At 51.0% G+C, this 17,167-nt stretch carries 16 protein-coding genes, 4 pseudogenes and 1 riboswitch; of the genes and pseudogenes, 3 read left to right on the top strand and 17 right to left on the bottom strand.

What is annotated here, in order from left to right; all coding sequences use genetic code 11:
* Positions 1–192 precede the first annotated feature (192 nt).
* From A0V43_RS00450 to A0V43_RS00430, 6 genes and pseudogenes are all read right to left on the bottom strand, one after another.
* The gene (locus A0V43_RS00450) at positions 193–750 is read right to left on the bottom strand and encodes a YfiT family bacillithiol transferase (RefSeq protein WP_063192103.1); all 558 of its coding nucleotides are present in this window, start codon (positions 748–750) and stop codon (positions 193–195) included.
* Positions 751–783: 33 nt separating this feature from the next.
* Positions 784–2,450, bottom strand: a pseudogene (locus A0V43_RS00445) (glycoside hydrolase family 13 protein).
* Between the two features lie 197 nt (positions 2,451–2,647).
* Positions 2,648–3,575, bottom strand: a pseudogene (locus A0V43_RS00440) (ketopantoate reductase family protein).
* A 115-nt stretch (positions 3,576–3,690) separates the two neighbouring features.
* Entirely contained in the window at positions 3,691–3,894 is a 204-nt protein-coding gene (locus A0V43_RS00435; protein WP_015374005.1) for a YbdD/YjiX family protein, read from the bottom strand.
* The gene (locus tag A0V43_RS20940) at positions 3,887–4,309 is read right to left on the bottom strand and encodes a carbon starvation CstA family protein (RefSeq protein WP_442899701.1); all 423 of its coding nucleotides are present in this window, start codon (positions 4,307–4,309) and stop codon (positions 3,887–3,889) included. Before A0V43_RS20940 ends, A0V43_RS00435 begins: the two co-directional genes overlap by 8 nt.
* Positions 4,263–5,856 (bottom strand): annotated as a pseudogene (locus A0V43_RS00430) (carbon starvation CstA family protein). The gene A0V43_RS20940 and the pseudogene A0V43_RS00430 overlap by 47 nt, the downstream one beginning before the upstream one ends.
* A gap of 403 nt (positions 5,857–6,259) precedes the next feature.
* On the opposite strand from A0V43_RS00430, the gene A0V43_RS00425 reads away from it, so the two are divergent.
* Entirely contained in the window at positions 6,260–6,709 is a 450-nt protein-coding gene (locus A0V43_RS00425; RefSeq protein ID WP_063192102.1) for a hypothetical protein, read from the top strand.
* Between the two features lie 39 nt (positions 6,710–6,748).
* Here the strand turns inward: A0V43_RS00425 and A0V43_RS00420 are convergent, their stop codons facing one another.
* From A0V43_RS00420 to A0V43_RS00390, 8 genes and pseudogenes are all read right to left on the bottom strand, one after another.
* Positions 6,749–7,441, bottom strand: coding sequence for a TerC family protein (locus A0V43_RS00420; protein WP_063192101.1), 693 nt, complete (start codon positions 7,439–7,441; stop codon positions 6,749–6,751).
* Between the two features lie 14 nt (positions 7,442–7,455).
* The gene (locus A0V43_RS00415) at positions 7,456–7,728 is read right to left on the bottom strand and encodes a YkvA family protein (protein WP_053414427.1); all 273 of its coding nucleotides are present in this window, start codon (positions 7,726–7,728) and stop codon (positions 7,456–7,458) included.
* A 372-nt stretch (positions 7,729–8,100) separates the two neighbouring features.
* Positions 8,101–8,421, bottom strand: a complete 321-nt coding sequence (locus A0V43_RS00410; protein ID WP_050368256.1) for a DMT family transporter — start codon at positions 8,419–8,421, stop codon at positions 8,101–8,103.
* A gap of 56 nt (positions 8,422–8,477) precedes the next feature.
* A riboswitch (guanidine-I (ykkC/yxkD leader) is annotated at positions 8,478–8,580 on the bottom strand.
* Between the two features lie 108 nt (positions 8,581–8,688).
* Complete coding sequence (locus A0V43_RS00405) at positions 8,689–8,979, bottom strand: hypothetical protein (RefSeq protein WP_020755171.1); 291 nt, start codon at positions 8,977–8,979, stop codon at positions 8,689–8,691.
* An 83-nt stretch (positions 8,980–9,062) separates the two neighbouring features.
* The gene (gene cydS / locus A0V43_RS20935; protein ID WP_396231578.1) at positions 9,063–9,164 is read right to left on the bottom strand and encodes a cytochrome bd oxidase small subunit CydS family protein; all 102 of its coding nucleotides are present in this window, start codon (positions 9,162–9,164) and stop codon (positions 9,063–9,065) included.
* Positions 9,164–10,192: a cytochrome d ubiquinol oxidase subunit II gene (locus A0V43_RS00400; RefSeq protein ID WP_020755173.1), complete on the bottom strand. Its 1,029-nt coding sequence runs from the start codon at positions 10,190–10,192 to the stop codon at positions 9,164–9,166. Before A0V43_RS00400 ends, cydS begins: the two co-directional genes overlap by 1 nt.
* Positions 10,189–11,525: pseudogene (locus A0V43_RS00395) on the bottom strand (cytochrome ubiquinol oxidase subunit I). The gene A0V43_RS00400 and the pseudogene A0V43_RS00395 overlap by 4 nt, the downstream one beginning before the upstream one ends.
* 282 nt (positions 11,526–11,807) lie before the next feature.
* Positions 11,808–13,229, bottom strand: coding sequence for a SpoVR family protein (locus A0V43_RS00390; RefSeq protein ID WP_063192100.1), 1,422 nt, complete (start codon positions 13,227–13,229; stop codon positions 11,808–11,810).
* 147 nt (positions 13,230–13,376) lie between these two features.
* Here A0V43_RS00390 and A0V43_RS00385 point away from each other — a divergent pair, with 147 nt between their 5' ends.
* Positions 13,377–13,982 carry a DedA family protein gene (locus tag A0V43_RS00385; RefSeq protein WP_128577952.1) on the top strand — a complete coding sequence of 202 codons (606 nt, stop codon included), beginning with the start codon at positions 13,377–13,379 and terminating at the stop codon, positions 13,980–13,982.
* A gap of 29 nt (positions 13,983–14,011) precedes the next feature.
* Here the strand turns inward: A0V43_RS00385 and A0V43_RS00380 are convergent, their stop codons facing one another.
* Positions 14,012–14,260 carry a hypothetical protein gene (locus A0V43_RS00380; protein WP_025039331.1) on the bottom strand — a complete coding sequence of 83 codons (249 nt, stop codon included), beginning with the start codon at positions 14,258–14,260 and terminating at the stop codon, positions 14,012–14,014.
* 180 nt (positions 14,261–14,440) lie between these two features.
* Here A0V43_RS00380 and A0V43_RS00375 point away from each other — a divergent pair, with 180 nt between their 5' ends.
* Positions 14,441–14,698 (top strand): YhdB family protein, encoded by a 258-nt coding sequence (locus A0V43_RS00375; protein WP_013146280.1) that lies wholly within the window; start codon positions 14,441–14,443, stop codon positions 14,696–14,698.
* A 47-nt stretch (positions 14,699–14,745) separates the two neighbouring features.
* Here A0V43_RS00375 and A0V43_RS00370 read toward each other — a convergent pair whose 3' ends face one another.
* Both A0V43_RS00370 and A0V43_RS00365 read right to left on the bottom strand, forming a co-directional pair.
* The gene (locus A0V43_RS00370; RefSeq protein ID WP_063192099.1) at positions 14,746–16,503 is read right to left on the bottom strand and encodes a phospho-sugar mutase; all 1,758 of its coding nucleotides are present in this window, start codon (positions 16,501–16,503) and stop codon (positions 14,746–14,748) included.
* A gap of 114 nt (positions 16,504–16,617) precedes the next feature.
* Positions 16,618–17,064 carry a CBS domain-containing protein gene (locus tag A0V43_RS00365; RefSeq protein WP_011230073.1) on the bottom strand — a complete coding sequence of 149 codons (447 nt, stop codon included), beginning with the start codon at positions 17,062–17,064 and terminating at the stop codon, positions 16,618–16,620.
* Between the last annotated feature and the right edge of the window lie 103 nt (positions 17,065–17,167).

Here is a 17,167-nt window from a genome sequence, read left to right as displayed (position 1 = left end):
CCAACTCCATCCATCGAGCAGCCGTTATGGGAGTGCCTTTATTGAACGGTTTTCTCCATGCCTTTATTCTATCATACACAAAAGAAAGGGGGAACGCGCATTCCTCTCCCACTTACTCCCTTTGGTCGTTGAAGTGGGATTCTCCTGCGCGAAATAGGATGAAGAAAAAAGCCGCCGAACAATCGGCAGCCTTTACCATCCTTTTCGTTTGCGCAACGACACAATTTGTGCGGTATGATGTTTCCCATGCCATGCATACAACGCGGTCAATACATACAGCGGCATCTCCCCCGCTGCCCCTTTCGGCCGAATGGTTCGGTGAAAATCCACCTCCATCATCGATTCAAGCAACACCGTCCAGCGCGCATGCAGCCCGTCAAGCAGTAAAAGCGACGATTCAATCGACAATGTACGGGCATCAGCTGTTTTCGCCCATTCGCTTTCCGCAAACGGCTTCACCGTTGGGTCGTCTTCCGTCACTCCCCATTTCGTGCGCAAAAACGCGTTCATGCTTGCATCGGCCAAATGGTGGACGACTTGGGCCACCGTCCAGCCGCCGTCGCGATACGGCGTGTTCAGCTGCTCATCGTTCAAGCCGGAAACAGCGGTTCTTAAGTCGTTCGGCAGCCCGCGGATGGCAGCAATCCACTCTTGCACCTTCCCAGCCTCAAACTGCTGCGGCGCTTGAAACGTTCCGATCGGGTAGCGAATCGGATCGACCGTCCCATGTTGATCATCTCCCTTCCGTATTCATTCATTCCACACAGAAAGGCAAATTCCTTCTTATTCTTTCCAGATGTATACGCGCGCCTCGTACGGTTTCAGCTTAAAACGCGTCGCATTTTTATGCGGACGGACCGGGTAGTTCGAGAGCGCCAAATCGCTTGACTGAAGGCGGAAGCCGTCATAGCGGTAAAGTGACGGGCGGTCCGACAAGTTGACGACTACAAGCGCGCGATCACGTCCGAGCGTTCTTGTGTACGCGTAAATGGATGGGTGGTTTTCCAAAAGCAGATCGTACGTTCCGTAAACAAACAGCTCGTTCGCTTTCCGAAGCTGAATCATTTGTCGATAAAACGACCATACCGAGTTCGGATCGCGCCGCTCGGCCTCGACATTGATCGTACGATAGTTTTCGTTCACCTTGATCCATGGCGTACCTGTCGTGAATCCAGCGTTTGGGGCACCAGACCATTGCATCGGGGTGCGCGAGTTGTCGCGCCCGGTTTTCCAAATGATCGTCATCGCTTCCTCATGGGTCCGCCCCTTCGCCCGTTCGAGTTCATACAGGCGAAGAGCGGACACATCACGATAATCACGGATGTCATCGAACCGCACGTTCGTCATCCCGATCTCTTGCCCCTGATAAATGAACGGCGTCCCTTGCATAAAAAAGTAAAGCGCGCCGAGCGCCTTGGCGCTTTCCGCCCAATAGTCGCGGTCATTGCCCACGTCGAAACGGAGCGGGGCAAATCGTGGTTTTCCAAAAACAACGCATTCCACCCGCGGTTTTCAAGCCCTTTTTGCCATTTCGTCAACGTCCGCTTTAGGCGGCGGACATCGATGGAACCATCCGCACGCCTTTCCCATAGCCCTAGATGCTCAAACTGAAAAATCATATTGAACACGCCGTTTTCTTCCCCGACCCATTGTTCGGCCTCATCAACCGTTACTCCGTTCGCCTCGCCGACCGTCATAATGTCATATCGCGCAAACGTTTGCTCTTTCAACTCTCTTAAATATTCCATAATGCCAGGCTGGTTCATATGCCCGGCAAACGACGGTACATACTTCAGCCCCTTCGGGTTTGGCAAATCGGGAAGACCCGGCTTTTTCTTAATGTGGGAGATCGCGTCGATGCGAAAGCCGTCGATACCTTTATCCAGCCACCAGTTGACCATCTCATAAAGCGCCTGGCGCACCTCACTGTTTTCCCAGTTCAAGTCGGGCTGTTTGACATCAAAAATATGCAGATAATATTGACCCGTCCGCTCGTCATACTGCCACGCCGAGCCGCCGAAAATGCTTTCCCAGTTGTTCGGTTCGCGCCCGTCTTTGCCGTCGCGCCAAATGTACCAGTCGCGCTTCGGATTGTCGCGCGATGACCGCGATTCGATAAACCACGGATGCTCATCACTCGTATGGTTGATGACCAAATCCAAAATGACTTTCAACCCGCGCCGATGGGCTTGGGCAAGCAATTCATCGAAGTCATCCATCGTTCCAAACTCATCCATAATGGCATAATAATCGCTGATGTCATATCCGTTATCGGCGTTCGGCGACCGGTAAATTGGACAAATCCAAACGATGTCGACTCCAAGCTCCACCAAATAATCCAGCTTTTCGATGATGCCGCGAAGATCACCGATGCCGTCGCCGTTGGCATCCATAAAGCTGCGCGGATAAATTTGATACGCAACGCCTTCTTTCCACCATGTTTTTTTCAAGGCTGCCTCCCCTTTGTGCACACGTTTTCACTATCCACTGTACACTACATGACGGCAATATACAACTCTCTTTTTCAAGACTAGCGAAAAAATGATTGATGAATATTTTTAGGCTGTTGTTTTCAATTGCCGCCCGTAAAACAACAGCCGTTTGCCAGACGATCGACATGCTGGCAAACGGCCGATTCGAACGATAATCAACGTTCATTAGCGGTGCGGCCCGCTTCGTAAATTTTCAAGTTATGATAGACGGTTTCAAGCATCGGGGCGTGGATGTCATACTGTTTCGCCAGCTCCAGCAAATACCCTTGCAAATGATCGGCTTCAATCGGCAGCCCTTTTTCCATATCACGCTGCATCGATGACTTCATCGTCGGGGCGATCTGTTCGAGCTGAACGCGCTGTCGTTCGGCCATCTCCTCAGTGAGCGGCGCGCCGTGCGCTTGCATAATCATTTTGATTTCCCCAAGCAGTCGGCTGATGATGACGCTCCCGTACTCGCCGGAACGAATCGGCCCGATCGGAGCGCGAAACAGCGTCGTCACCCCTGACATAGTGGCAATAAACAAATACTTGTTCCACATGTCCGAAACGATTCGCTCACTTAACCGAAACCGGGCATTGGCGCCGGCAAACAACGATTCCAACGCTTTCACCCGCCCTGTCCGTTCTCCCGACCACTCGCCGAAACGAACTTCATGGGCCGGACTTGTTTGAACGATTTCCCCTTTTTCGTTTAACGTCGTTTCGATGAAACAAAGACCCCCAACACCTTGTCATCGCCAAATGACTCCCGCAACACATCCATATGGGCCATGCCGTTTAAGAGTGGCAAAATCATCGTTGTCTCACCGACGTACGGTTTAGCATCAGCGATGGCGCCCGCCAAATGATACGCCTTGTTTGAAAACACAAAAAGATCGAACGGCTCCGTCCGTTCACCGGCCGCGATCAGTTTCGGCGCGAGCACTGCATCGCCGTGGACGCTGCGGATGACAAGCCCGCGTTCCTCAAGCTCCCGCTTTCTCCGCTCACGGACGAGAAATGTCACATCGACGCCTTTTTCGAGCAGGCGTCCGCCGAAATAGCCGCCAACCGCCCCGCTCCCACGACAAGAACGCGCATGTTATGTATCCCCTTTTCCCACATGTTCATAGCCAAGCCTAGGCTGGAATGGACAGCGTTTCGATGCAGACGTTGAAAAAAGGAAGAAGGGGACCCCCTCCTTCCTTTCCAGCCGCTAGCAGCAACGCGACACTTTGCCGCCCTTGGCATTGTAGCGCGCCTCTTGCGCCTCGCAGAAAAACTCTTTCCGCGACTTGATCGGCTCACCCGGATGATGGGTTTTCATATGCTCGACATATTTTTCATAACTCGGCACGCCGACAAGCAAGTCAAGAAACTGCCGGCGATAGGCCAACACAGTTTGCAGCCATTTAGGCATAATGCTTCGCTCCTTCTCCATCGCGCGGCACGTACGGCGCTTCTTTGAGCGGCACATGTTTGTTTTGCAGCACTTTGATCCAGATGTTCAACGCCGAGATCAACATCGCAATCACAACGAGCATGAAAATCGCACACAATGTCGCATCAATGTAGTCGTTCATAATAATTTGCCGCATTTGCGCCGCATTCGTGGCCGGCGCCAAAATTTTGCCTTGGCTCAAGCTGTCTTGGAACATTTTCGCATGCGACAAGAACCCAATTTTAACGTTTTCATGGAACAGCTTTTGATACCCTGCCGTCAGCGTGACGACCAAAAGCCATGTCGTCGGCACGAGCGTGACCCAAACATATGCCTTTTTGCCCATTTTAAATAGAATGGTCGTCGCAAACAACAAGGCGATGCCCGCCAACATTTGGTTGGCGATGCCAAACAGCGGCCATAGGGTGTTGATGCCCCAAGCGGATCGACGACGCCTTGGTACAGGAAGTAACCCACGCCAACACACAAAGGGTCGTGGCGATCAAGTTCGAGGCAAGCGAATCCGTTTTGCCAAGCGGCTTGTAGAACGTCCCCATAATATCTTGGATCATAAAGCGGCCGACGCGCGTGCCGGCGTCAATCGTCGTCAAAATGAACAGCGCTTCAAACAGGATGGCAAAGTGATACCAGAATGCCATAAGCGCCTTGCCACCGATGACGCTCGATAAAATGTGCGCCATCCCGATCGCCAACGTCGGCGCCCCGCCCGTGCGCGACAACACCGTTTGCTCGCCGACGTCTTTCGCCAGCTGCGCAAGCATATCCGGTGTGACGGTGAAACCCCATGACGATACCACTTTTGCCGCCTGCGCCACATCTTGGCCAATCACCGCCGCCGGGCTGTTGATGGCAAAATACGCCCCTGGCGTCAAGACGCAAGCCGCCACCATCGCCATAACCGCGACGAACGACTCCATCAACATCGCACCGTAGCCGATCGGCCGCGCATGGCTTTCAAGCTCAATCATCTTCGGCGTCGTGCCGGATGAAACGAGCGCGTGGAACCCGGACACTGCGCCGCAGGCAATCGTGATGAACAAGAACGGGAACAAATTGCCGGCGAAGACCGGTCCTGTACCGTCGATAAATTTCGTCACTGCCGGCATTTGCAAATCCGGCATGACGACGAAAATGCCAAGCGCCAGTCCAACGATCGTACCGATTTTCAAGAACGTGCTCAAATAGTCACGCGGCGCAAGCAGCAGCCATACCGGCAGCGCCGAAGCGACAAATCCGTAAATGATCATTAAGATCGCGATCGTTTCCCCTTTGAGCGTAAACATCGCCGAAAGCGTCGGATGCTCTGCGACGTACTGACCGGCCACAATCGACAAAATCAACAGCACAAATCCCCAAGCGACGCCTCGGCAACACGCCCCGGGCGAATGAAGCGCATGTAAATGCCCATCAAAATCGCAATCGGAATCGTCGCGGCGATCGTAAACATCCCCACGGGCTTCCGACAAGCGCTTTCACAACAACGAGCGCCAATACGGCCAATAAAATAATCATAATGCCCAAAATGCCAAGCGCTGCGATCAAGCCCGTCACCGGTCCCATTTCTTCCTTGATCATTTCGCCAAGCGACTTCCCATTGCGGCGCATCGACGCAAACAAAATGACAAAGTCTTGCACCGCTCCGCCGAGCACAACGCCGATCACAATCCAAAGCGTCCCCGGCAAGTACCCCATCTGCGCGGCCAAAATCGGTCCGACAAGCGGCCCCGCTCCCGCAATAGCGGCAAAATGATGGCCAAACAGCACCCATTTGTTCGTCGGGACATAGTCTTTCCCGTCGTTGAACATCTCAGCCGGCGTTTTTCGGTTATCATCAAGACCGAACACTTTGCGGGCGATAAACCGGCTGTAAAAACGGTAGGCGACCGCATACGTACACACCGCAGCCACGATGAGCCACATCGCGTTGACCGACTCACCGCGGCTTAAAGCCAAAATGGCAAACGCGGCAGCCCCGAGGATGGAAATCAGGCCCCATAACAAAATCGATTTTAGCCCCTTCACACGGCTTCCTCCTTTTTTATTTGTCAGAATCCTTTACGCTACTATTATATTCATTATTCTGAAAAATTTAAAGATATTTTTTCATCTTCAACTAACGTATCATTTGGTTCTATAGGAACGTTTTTCCCCATTCCTATTTCACAAAAGTATAAAACAAGTCTTTGGCGCAAAAAATGTAATTGCACCCATCGGCTTAACCAGCAACTGACTATGAAGCACCCATTGATTGTCTCCAGCTCCATCTGACGGCGCAATGGACAAAACAACGATCAACTACTATTTCAGTAAAGGGTTCGAGAAGGTGAAGGCGATCGAAGCATTGTTATGGAGCATTGCTTTGCCTGGATTCGGGCAACTGTTGAACAAAAAGTATGTCAAAGGAATTTTGTTTATTGCGTTGGAATTTGTGATTAACACCCAATCTCATTTCAATGAAGCCATCCGCCTCAGCTTCTTGGGGCGCACGGATGAGGCCGCCCGCATCACCGATATCGGATGGCTGATGTTTTACCCATGTTTATACTTTTTCGCCATGTGGGATGCGTTTAAAGACGCTGGCGGCGGACGGACGCCGTACTCGTTTTTGCCGTTTGTCTTCTCCGCCTACTTTGTGACGGTCGGCTTGATGTACTCGGCGCACGTGACGATCGGCGGCGTGTTTTTTGGGCCGATTTGGCTGCCGATCTTATCTGTCATCCCCGGGCTCTCCATTGGATGGCTGCTACAATTTCTGCTGCTGAAATGGAAATAGCCATCCGCTTGGTGATTGCCCCACCACAAAAGCCGCCAATTATTCATTGGCGGCTTTCGGTTGCGGCTCTTTGGCGGACTTTCTTTTTTTCATTGTCCCAACCATAATGACGGCAGCAACAACAAGCAGCTCAAACCCGTATTTCACCACAGGATTGGCAAAATACGCCTTTAAAAACGGCTCATCGACGATCATTTTCGCCGCCGTCCAGGCGAGGACACCGGCGCCGATCGTAATCATGATTGGGAAGCGCTCGATCCATTTTAAAATGAGCGTGCTGCCCCACACCATGATCGGCACAGAAATGAGCAGCCCAAGGATCACGAGGAGAAAACTTCCGTGCGCGGCTCCGGCGACCGCCAATACGTTGTCAAGCCCCATCAACGCGTCGGCAATAATAATGGTGCGAATCGCCTCCCATAAACTTCCCCCGGCTTCAACATCATCATGATCTTTCCCCTCAACAAGCAGCTTATAGGCGATCCAGACAAGCAACACACCGCCGACAAGCAAAAGCCCTGGGATTTTCAGCAGCCAGACAACAAAAATCGTTGCCAGCGCCCGGATGACGACAGCGCCGACCGTTCCCCAGACAACGGCCTTTTTTTGCTGATGTTTCGGCAAGTTGCGGGCCGCCAATCCGATCACAATGGCGTTATCCCCTGCCAGCAAAAGATCAATAATGACGATCGACAGCAACGCCGTCCAAAACTCTGCTGACAATACATCCATGGAACAATCCCCCTTTACAAGTTATATTTTTCTTTTAATGAAATAGGTGCCATGTTAATGATTTGTTGCAAAATAAATAGGAAGACGGCCAAATCATCGATCAAACCAAACAACGCAAGCCAATCCGGAATGAGGTCAAGCGGCAGCGCTATATACAAAAGCAGCAAACCGACGGAAAACAATTTTTTTCGCATTGGCACTTCATGAGAAACGAAAAATTCGAACAAAAACGGTAGAAAACGCCGGACATGGACGATGAACCGAAGCCGTTTCCACCATTTGCGCATGTCATCCCCTCCGCTTTTTGTTCTTTTTGAAGCCGAACCTATCTTCTTTTACGATTATCTTCCCCCCTTTTGTTTCATGACATGAAAGAAGGCCTTTACCATCCTTGGTAAAGGCCTTCATAAGTAAAAGAGACCTTTACCCACATCGGTAAAGGTCTCGCTAACAACGTTGCCGTTGCCAACAAAGCCGAGGGCGCACGCCCTGAACTGACGACTTTGCTGTTAAAGCTACTCCCCTTTAACAAATGCATATTCACTTTGCAATTTCATGATATTCAATGTTTGTGCATCCTGTCAATACCATTTTTTCATCTGTTGCAAAAAACCGCCTCCACTCCCTTTCCAAACAGCGCAACAATTCCCTCCGCCTTTTCATTGCCCGGCTGTGAACTTTAAACCGATGATCCCGACAAGAATGAACAATAAAAAGACAATCCGCGGCGCGTTTATCGGCTCATTTAAAAACAGCATGCCGATGATGACCGCCCCGAGCGCCCCGATTCCCGTCCAAACCGCATAGGCGGTGCCGATCGGCAATGTTTTCGTTGCCATCGATAAAAAGTAAAAACTGGCCGCCATCCCCGCAACAGTGACGACAGACGGCCACAGACGGGTGAACCCAGCCGTATATTTCAGGGAAATGGCCCAGACGATTTCGAATATCCCGGCGACAACTAAGTATACCCACGCCATGTTTCATTCCTCCTTTCGAAAAATAAAAAAGCCGTGAGAAATATCAAAAATGATACTCCTCCCGGGCTTTTGTCGCTCCGTGTACGCGAGAATGACGCGCGTTTTCTCTCGGTCGCAGTCCAGCCGCCAGGCAGCTGCGGAACCCTAGAAAACATTCCCTGTATTTACTTGGCTGCCAATCAGTATAACACATCAGCCAAATGCTTGCAATCCATCCGCCTTCCGCGTATTTCCGACAGATGAAGGCCGAGGGGGCCCCCATCCGTCTTACACCGGGTCGTTATCGACGCCGCTGTACGATTCAATCGCTTGATCGAGCGCCCGATAGGCCTCAGCGAAAGCGTTTGTCGCCGATTCATCTCCAGCCTCGGCCAGCTCCATTCGTGCATTGCGCGCGTGAGTCACCGCCTGGATGACGTCTTCGATCATTTGCCGTTTGTCCCCGGCGCTCGCTTTTAACCGTTCGAGCTCACGAATCGCCCCGTCAAGACTCGTCGAACGCGGCTCTTCAAATGCCTGCTCCAATTGTTCTTTTACACGTTGCAGCACTTCTTTCATGATCGCCCACCCTTCCTTGATTCGTTGTCATCCGCTAGTGTGAGCGATTGGCGGCAAACTATGCATCCTTGTCTCCATCGCGTTCAGTCATTGATCCGTGCATCTTTCAATCCGGCCCAAAAGGCGGCAACGACGGAAAGGGCAACAATCATCAGCGGCGCATACATGATCAAAAACGTTTGCATCATCCTTTCCCTCCTTCCCATTTCCCTTTGACGTACGCTTTATTGAACAAAAAGAGGCGCATCAACAAATACAAAGACGGGATGAGCAGCAACAGCCCCGCGATAAACGCCGCAATTAACGCCACCGCCATCGTTTCATTGGTGAACCCATCGTAAATCGTCAAGTGCGGGTAAAGCAAATACGGATAATGCGAAATACCGTACGCATAAAATGCAAACGCGTATTGACACACCAGTGCGATAAACGCCCGGCCGAACCGTTGCTTTTTCCAAAGCCAATACACGGTAGCGGCAAAAAACAAAAATGAAACAGCCAACACCCATGCCATCTTCCATAAGTTGGCGTAATGCTCCGGATTATGGTAGCGCAGCTGGTAAATAATGAGCAGCGCCGACAACATCGTCGGCCCGCTCCAAAGAAGGGCATAGCGGCGCAGCAGCTCCCGCGCCCGCTCATCCCCGGCCGCGTTCGCATAATACGTCAAAAACACGGCGGAAATGTAAAGGACGCTTGTAACGCTCAGTAACACGACGCTCCACGACAGCGGGCTGGCAACCAACGCACCGTAATCAAGCGCCAATGCATGGCCGTTTTTTTCAACAAATCCGCCTTCCGAAATCGTCAAAACGATCGACAGCGAGGCAGGAATCAACAAGCCTGTCAATCCGTAAACGAGCAAATACCAGTTCCGCTCCGTCCCTCCGTAGGTGTGAAACGCATAGTACGAGCCGCGAATGGCGAGCAAAACAATCGAAATGCTGGCCGGAACAAGCAACACCGAGCCATAATAATACGCCGTTTTCGGGAAAAAGCCGACGATTCCGACAAAGAAAAAGACGAGAAAGACGTTTGTCACTTCCCATACTGGCGACAGATAGCGCTGGATGATGCGATGCAAAATATGTTGTTTGTTCGCCCAATGGCTGTAGGCGCTGAAAAACCCAGCTCCGAAGTCGATTGAAGCCACGATAATGTAGCCGAACAAAAACAGCCATAGCACCGAAATCCCGACCACTTCGAGCGTCATGGCGCCACCTCCCCGCGCTCCGCCAGCTCCCGCTCAATCGGGTTTTGGCGAAACAAACGGACAAGGACGATCACGCTTGCGATTCCTAATACGAGGTATAACGCACAAAACAACACAAGCATCACATCGACATGGGCAGACGATGTTGCGGCCTCGGCCGTTTTCATATAGCCGCGCAAAATCCATGGCTGCCTGCCGACTTCCGCCAAGTACCATCCGGTTTCAATCGCGATCATCGACAACGGCCCCCTGCGGTCAACAATCCAAAAAACCAGTTTTTCGCTGTCCATTTCCAACGAAAAATCGATCCAAGCCAATAAGCAGCCGATAAAATCATTAAAAACACGCCAATCGTCACCATGGCATCAAACAAATAGTGGATATAAAGCGGCGGGCGCTCATCTTTCGGAATGTCGTTCAGCCCCGTCACGACCGCCCCCGGGTGGTTGTGCGCCAAAATGCTTAACGCATATGGAATTTCAATGGCATACTTCACTTCCCCATCCTCCGTCAGCGTGCCAAATAACAAGAGCGGCGCGTGGGAGCTCGTTTCAAAATGCCATTCGGCCGCCGCCAGCTTTTCCGGCTGGTATTCGGCCAAAAACTTGCCTGACAAGTCGCCGACAAGAGCGCTCGCTACGGAAAAAATGAGCGCCGTTTTCATCGTCAAATGAAGCGCCTTGCGATGGTACACGTGTCGGTTGCCCTTCCATAAATGCCACGCCGCGATCGAAGCGAGCACGAACGCCGACGTCATATACGCCGTCGCCAGCACGTGGGCGACTTTTGTCGGCATGGCCGGATTGAACATTGCGGCGATCGGGTCGATGTTGATAAGCTCGCCGTTTTTCAACTCAAACCCTTGCGGCGTGTTCATAAAGGCGTTCACCATCGTAATAAACATGGCCGAAGCCGAAGAGCCGATCGCCACCGGAATGAGCAACAGCAAATGTTTTTTCTGGTTTTCAAACCGGTCCCATGTATACAGATAAATGCCGAGAAAAATGGCTTCAAAAAAGAAGGCGAACGTCTCCATAAACAGCGGCAAGCTGATCACTTGGCCAGCCAGCTGCATAAAGTTCGGCCATAAAAGCGACAGCTGCAAGCCGATCGCCGTTCCGGTCACAACCCCGACCGCCACCGTGATGACAAAGCCGCGCGTCCAACGACGGGCAAGCAAAATATAATGCATATCATGTTTCCGAATCCCAATCCACTGGGCAATGGCGATCATAAGCGGAATCCCAACGCCGATCGTGGCGTAAATGATGTGAAACGTCAGCGTCAACTCTGTCAGCACGCGGCTGAGCCACACTGAATCATACTCGTGCATATTTCATCCCCCTGTGAAAACAGCCGTCCCATCAACGAAACGAACACGGCGGCCGCCGCCAAAAAACTAATCCATATGAGCCACGTTTCTTGCCGTTTCCACACGTTCCTTCCCCTCCGTAAAGTCCTACACGACATAATTGTGATAAACATCACAAATCAGTTGTGTTTATTATCCCATAAACTTCCCGCTCTTATCCATCGCAAATTCGAATAATTTGTGACATTTTTCACATATCTGCCGTGACAAACAAAAAAAGCAGGATGCCCCTGCCGTTCGTGATCACAAATACTTCCGATGCACCGTCTTCCCGTCATACGTAAACAACATCGGCTTCTCTTCAACAACCGTCTCCATATGGACCGGACGGCCCCACAACTGATAAATGTAGGGCAATACTTTTTCCAAATACTTCAGATCGAGTTCGATCCCTTCATACCAATGTTTTAAATACAGCTCCCCATTGCGCATGTAGTCGCCGTCATTGACCGTGATATACGGAAACCCGCCGTTGACCCGCATGCTGACGAGTTGGTCGCGAATATGTTCCCAATGCTTGTCGACAATTTTGTAATCTTTCCCTTGTTTTTGGAATAAGTACATATCTTCCCGCATGATCAGCTCTTTCGTCAAATAGTTGCGCAAAAACGAAATATCGGATTCCAGCTCGCGCACTTCAAAAATTTTCGCCCGTCCTGAGCCTGGCTTGACACCGTATTTTTTCATCTCTTCCGTCGGGTTGTTCCAGCGCTCTTCGATGTCCTCAAAAATTTTCAGCCCTAAATAGTACGGATTGATGCCGGTGCGCGACGGCTGCACGACGTTGGCGTTCAGTTTCGCAAATTCAATCGCCTCATCGCTCGTCAAATCCATCTCGCGCAAAATGCGCTGATGCCAATACGTCGCCCATCCTTCGTTCATGATTTTCGTCTCCAGCTGCGGCCAAAAATAAAGCATTTCCTCGCGCATCATCGTTAAAATGTCGCGTTGCCAATCCTCCAGTTCGCGGCTGTATTCTTCAATGAACAATAGCACATCTTTTTCCGGTTGCGGCGGAAACTTGCGCCGTTTTTTTCGCGGCGGCGTTTTCAGTTTGTTCCGCTCGTCAAGCGACCATAAATCGTCGTACGGCGTCGATGTTTTCGGAGGCTCCTCCTCTTCGTACACTTCCGTATCTTCCCACGTCCATGACAGCTTCGGCCGCAGGAGCGAGGGATCGATATGCTCCTGAATGGCCAAGACGGCATCCAAAAATTTTTCCACTTCCAATTTTCCGTATTGGTGCTCATAATGTTTGATCCGCTCTGCTGTCGCCGCCATGCTTTCCACCATATCGCGCTTCGTGTTGCTGAAGCGGACGTTGTTTTTGAAAAAGTCGCTGTGGGCCAACACATGGGCGACAATTAGCTTATTTTGGATCAGTGTATTCGTATCGAGCAAAAACGCGTAGCAAGGATCCGAGTTAATGACAAGTTCGTAAATTTTGCTTAACCCTAAATCATAATGAAGCTTCATTTTGTAAAACTGTTTCCCAAAGCTCCAATGGGAAAATCGCGTCGGCATTCCGTAGGCGCCAAACGTATAAAGAATGTCCGCCGGACAAATTTCATAACGCATCGGATAAAAATCAAGGCCAAATCCTTCCGCAATTTCGGTAATTTCGGCAATGGCCCGTTCCAGCTCTTTCAGCTCGCCCTTCCGCATCCATCTCCCCCTTTTTCCTCTTATCACAATGTATGAGGGAAAAGAAATTTTGATACGTTGAATCATTGCCCATGCTTTCCATTTCTGCCTGCCGTCCGTTATAATTTGTGTTGTACACGACATATTTCCATAAAGCGTGGTGATCGTTTGCATCAATATTGGCATCATTTCATTGAACATTTTGGCTACATCGGCATTATGGTTTCGCTCATGCTTGGCATCGTCGGGCTGCCGATCCCTGACGAGCTGCTGTTGACATATGCCGGTTACCGCGTTTCAACGGGGGCGTTTTCGTATCCGCTCGCTTTTCTTTCCTGCTGGCTCGGAGCCATCATTGGCATCTCGCTCAGCTATATGCTCGGGATTACGCTCGGGCTGCCGTTTTTGCATAAATTCGGTCCGAAGCTTCATCTTACGGAGAAGCGGCTCGAGCAAACGAAAGCGCTTTTTTCGAAGCTCGGCCCAGCGGTATTGTTCATTTGCTATTTCATCCCCGGCGTTCGGCATCTCGCCGCCTTTTGGGCCGGCATGAACGCCTACCGTTGGAGAAAGTTTGCTTTGTTCGCCTACAGCGGGGCGATGGTGTGGGTCGCTGTCTTTTTGACGATCGGCGCCTATTTTGAAAGCCGCTGGAGGGCCGTCAAGCAGTACATCCATGCCTACCGTCCATTCTTATTTCCAGTCTTTTTAGTCGCTCTTGGTTTCGCCATCTTCTATTGGTACATCCAGCAAAAGCGAAAAACACCGGGGTAATCTCCGGTGTTTTTCATTCTCTATGCGCGCTATACGTTCTCGCGCGGGCCGCGATGGTACGTTTCCGTCAGCAGACCCATAAACAGGCCGAATCCGAACATAAACATCGAGGCCCCGATAATGCCGAGACTGATGATCGTCAAGAAATAGTCTTTGTTGTAAGCGCTTGCGATAAAACTAAGCAAAAACAGTACAACTCCGACAATCAATCCCACTGACGCCATCCATTTGCACATGTTGATCATTTCTTGCCCTTCGTGCCGTTTGTTCATTCTCATCATCCCCTTACTTTGAGGATACTATTCTTGTCACAAAATTGCAACATTTATTTTTCCTTTTTCGTTTTCATTTCGGTTATAATTTATATTTTGCCTTCTGTCGCAACATTTACAGGGCAACAAAACGCCCCGCCGTCATACACTAACAATGACTCCTTCTTGATAAAGGAGGCATGCCGCTTGAACACCGTCGACTATGATAAGGCGCTCTATTACACGCATCGCTCCGAATGGGACAATTTGCTCATTTTAATGGTGCGTACGCCTGATGATATTCTGTCGAAAAAAATTGAAAAGTTTCTCCACGCTTATAATTTTGAACATGACTACTCCGTCATCCAGGAGCGGTTGCACGCCTTGCTTCGCTATATTGACCATGCGCTTGAAGTGAGCGAACAAAAAATGGGAGTCGAGCAGTACGCGCAGTTTTACTCGTAAAACGAACGGGGAATTGGCTGATGTCAATTCCCCGCAGATTGTGCTGATCATGGCGCATAAGAAGGCGAAACGGTGCTGAGCACATCCTTTACGCGTTGCATGACGGCGTCTGCCAAGCGCGCTAGTCTTTCTTCGCTGTCCCCCAGCGACGTCCCTTTGACGCCGAAGTACGCCTTCATTTTCGGCTCCGTCCCTGATGGACGCAGACAAAACCACGAGCCATCCTCCAAGATATACTTGAGCACATTGGATGTCGGCAAATTAATGGCCGTTTTTTCGCCGGTCAACGTGTTCGTCCGCTCTTTCGTTTTGTAATCCTCAATCACCGTCACCTTTTTCCCCGCGGCCTCCACCGGCGGCTGTTGGCGGAACGACGCTAAAATCGCGGCAATCGCCTCTGCTCCTTCTTTGCCTTTCAGCGTGAGCGACCGTTGTCCCTCGCGGTAATAGCCGTACTGGTCAAACAATTGCAAGAGCGCCTCATACAACGATAGCCCTTGCTTTTTATAAAACGCACACACTTCCGCCGCGAGGACAGCCGCCTGCACGGCATCTTTGTCACGGACAAAATCGCCGATCAAATACCCATAGCTTTCCTCATATCCGAACTGGAACACATATTGCCCTGTTTGCTCGTATTCCTTTATTTTTTCACCGATGAATTTGAAACCGGTCAACGTATCGACCGTCTCAAGACCAAACGATTGGGCGATCGCCCGACCCAATTCAGACGTCACGATCGTTTTTAAGACAACACCATTTTCCGGCAGAGTGCCTTGAGCTTTTCGTTGCGACAGCAAATAGTGGAGCAACAAGCCGCCGGTTTGATTGCCGGTCAGCACGACATAGTTTCCCTTGTCATTTTTCACCGCCACGCCCAGCCGGTCGGCATCCGGGTCGGTGGCGATCAACAGATCAGCGTTCACTTGCTTGCCCAACTCCATCGCCATGGCGAAGGCCGCGTGTTCTTCCGGATTGGGCGAGGCGACCGTCGAGAAATTCGGATCCGGCAACTCCTGCTCTTTGACGACAAAGACGTTTTGGTAGCCGAGCTCAGCGAGCGCGCGGCGCACCGGTTTGTTTGACGTGCCGTGAAGCGGCGTAAACACGATATGGATCGCCGTTTCCCGAGCGAGCTCCGGATGGATGGAAATCGTTTTGACCGCATGGATATAAGCATCATCGACTTCGCTTCCGATGATGCGAATAAGGCCTTTTTCTCTTAACGTTTTCTCATCTTCCACATGAATGGCGAGCTCATTTTCGACTTCATTGACATAGCGGATCACTTGGTCGGCGACAGCAGGCGGCAGCTGTCCCCCGTCCTCTCCATACACTTTATAGCCGTTATATTCGGGCGGATTATGGCTAGCGGTGATGACAATGCCGGCAAACGCCCGCAAATAGCGAACAGCAAACGACAGTTCCGGCGTTGGACGCAATTCATCAAACACGTATGTTTGAATGCCGTTCGTCGCCAACGTTTTCGCCGCCTCCATCGCAAATTCCGGCGACTTATGCCGGGAGTCATAGGCAATGACGACCCCGCGTTGCTTCGCCTCATCGCCAAACGATTGTATGTATCGCGCCAATCCTTCCGACGCTTTTCGCACCGTATACATGTTCATTCGGTTCGTCCCCGGGCCAATCTCGCCGCGCATGCCGCCGGTGCCGAATTCGAGATTTTTGTAAAAGCAATCCTCCAGCCATCGTTCATCATGGCGGCGTTGTTCCAACAACCGCTTCAATTCCGGATCGAGCTGCGGCTCACGCAGCCATTGTTCGTATTTTTGTCTCCACTCCATCGCTGTTCCCCCTTGATTTTCATTTTCCCTGTTTATGTATTCGCTACCATCATACAATATACCTGCCGAAAGAAAAAGGATGTCCCGGAAAACAGGGACATCCTTTTTCCCCCATTACCCTTGCGGCTGCGACGGTTCCGAAATGTTCGTCAGCGCCTGTTCAGCCGCTTCGTTCGATGCGCTGTTCGTCGCAATATCGCCTAAAGCGACAATGCCTTGAAGCTGGTTGTTTTCCACGATCGGCAAACGGCGAACTTGATGTTGGGCCATGACATTCGCGGCTTCCTGTACGCTCATATTCGGCGTACCGGTGACGACTTGGTTCGTCATGACCTCCGCTACTTTGACGGTCGACGGGTCTTTTCCTTGGGACGAGACGCGCAACGTAATATCGCGGTCCGTAATCATCCCTTTGACTTGCCCGTTTTCCACAACCGGAAGCGCCCCAATATTTTTTTGGCTCATGATTTGCGCTGCTTCTTGCACCGTTTGGTTCGGCGAAATCGTTGCGACGTTTTTCGTCATAATGTCCTGCACTTTGTTTCCGCTGTTGTTCGTCAATGTGATCCTCCCCTTTCACCGATTAGTATGGCTCGTTTGTCGAGCGATATAGATAGAAAATGTTGTTTTCTTTCCTGCCCTTTGCCGGTTATGAATGGACGTT

The sequence above is a fragment of the Geobacillus sp. JS12 genome, assembly GCF_001592395.1.
Taxonomy (GTDB): domain Bacteria; phylum Bacillota; class Bacilli; order Bacillales; family Anoxybacillaceae; genus Geobacillus; species Geobacillus zalihae.
This window is presented reverse-complemented; position numbering and strand designations above follow the sequence as displayed.

Coding starts and splice junctions, on each gene's coding strand:
- A0V43_RS00405 (WP_020755171.1), bottom strand. CDS start 8,979: ATGAAAGAAGTGCTGCAACGTGTAAAAGAACAATTGGAGCAGGCATTT.
- A0V43_RS00415 (WP_053414427.1), bottom strand. CDS start 7,728: ATGCGCAAATGGTGGAAACGGCTTCGGTTCATCGTCCATGTCCGGCGT.
- A0V43_RS00370 (WP_063192099.1), bottom strand. CDS start 16,503: ATGGAGTGGAGACAAAAATACGAACAATGGCTGCGTGAGCCGCAGCTC.
- cydS (WP_396231578.1), bottom strand. CDS start 9,164: ATGCAAACGTTTTTGATCATGTATGCGCCGCTGATGATTGTTGCCCTT.
- A0V43_RS00435 (WP_015374005.1), bottom strand. CDS start 3,894: ATGCCTAAATGGCTGCAAACTGTGTTGGCCTATCGCCGGCAGTTTCTT.
- A0V43_RS00380 (WP_025039331.1), bottom strand. CDS start 14,260: ATGAGAATGAACAAACGGCACGAAGGGCAAGAAATGATCAACATGTGC.
- A0V43_RS00420 (WP_063192101.1), bottom strand. CDS start 7,441: ATGGATGTATTGTCAGCAGAGTTTTGGACGGCGTTGCTGTCGATCGTC.
- A0V43_RS20940 (WP_442899701.1), bottom strand. CDS start 4,309: ATGTTGGCGGGCATCGCCTTGTTGTTTGCGACGACCATTCTATTTAAA.
- A0V43_RS00390 (WP_063192100.1), bottom strand. CDS start 13,229: ATGCGGAAGGGCGAGCTGAAAGAGCTGGAACGGGCCATTGCCGAAATT.
- A0V43_RS00410 (WP_050368256.1), bottom strand. CDS start 8,421: ATGGCGTGGGTATACTTAGTTGTCGCCGGGATATTCGAAATCGTCTGG.
- A0V43_RS00400 (WP_020755173.1), bottom strand. CDS start 10,192: ATGACGCTCGAAGTGGTCGGGATTTCGGTGCTATGGCTGTTTTTGTTC.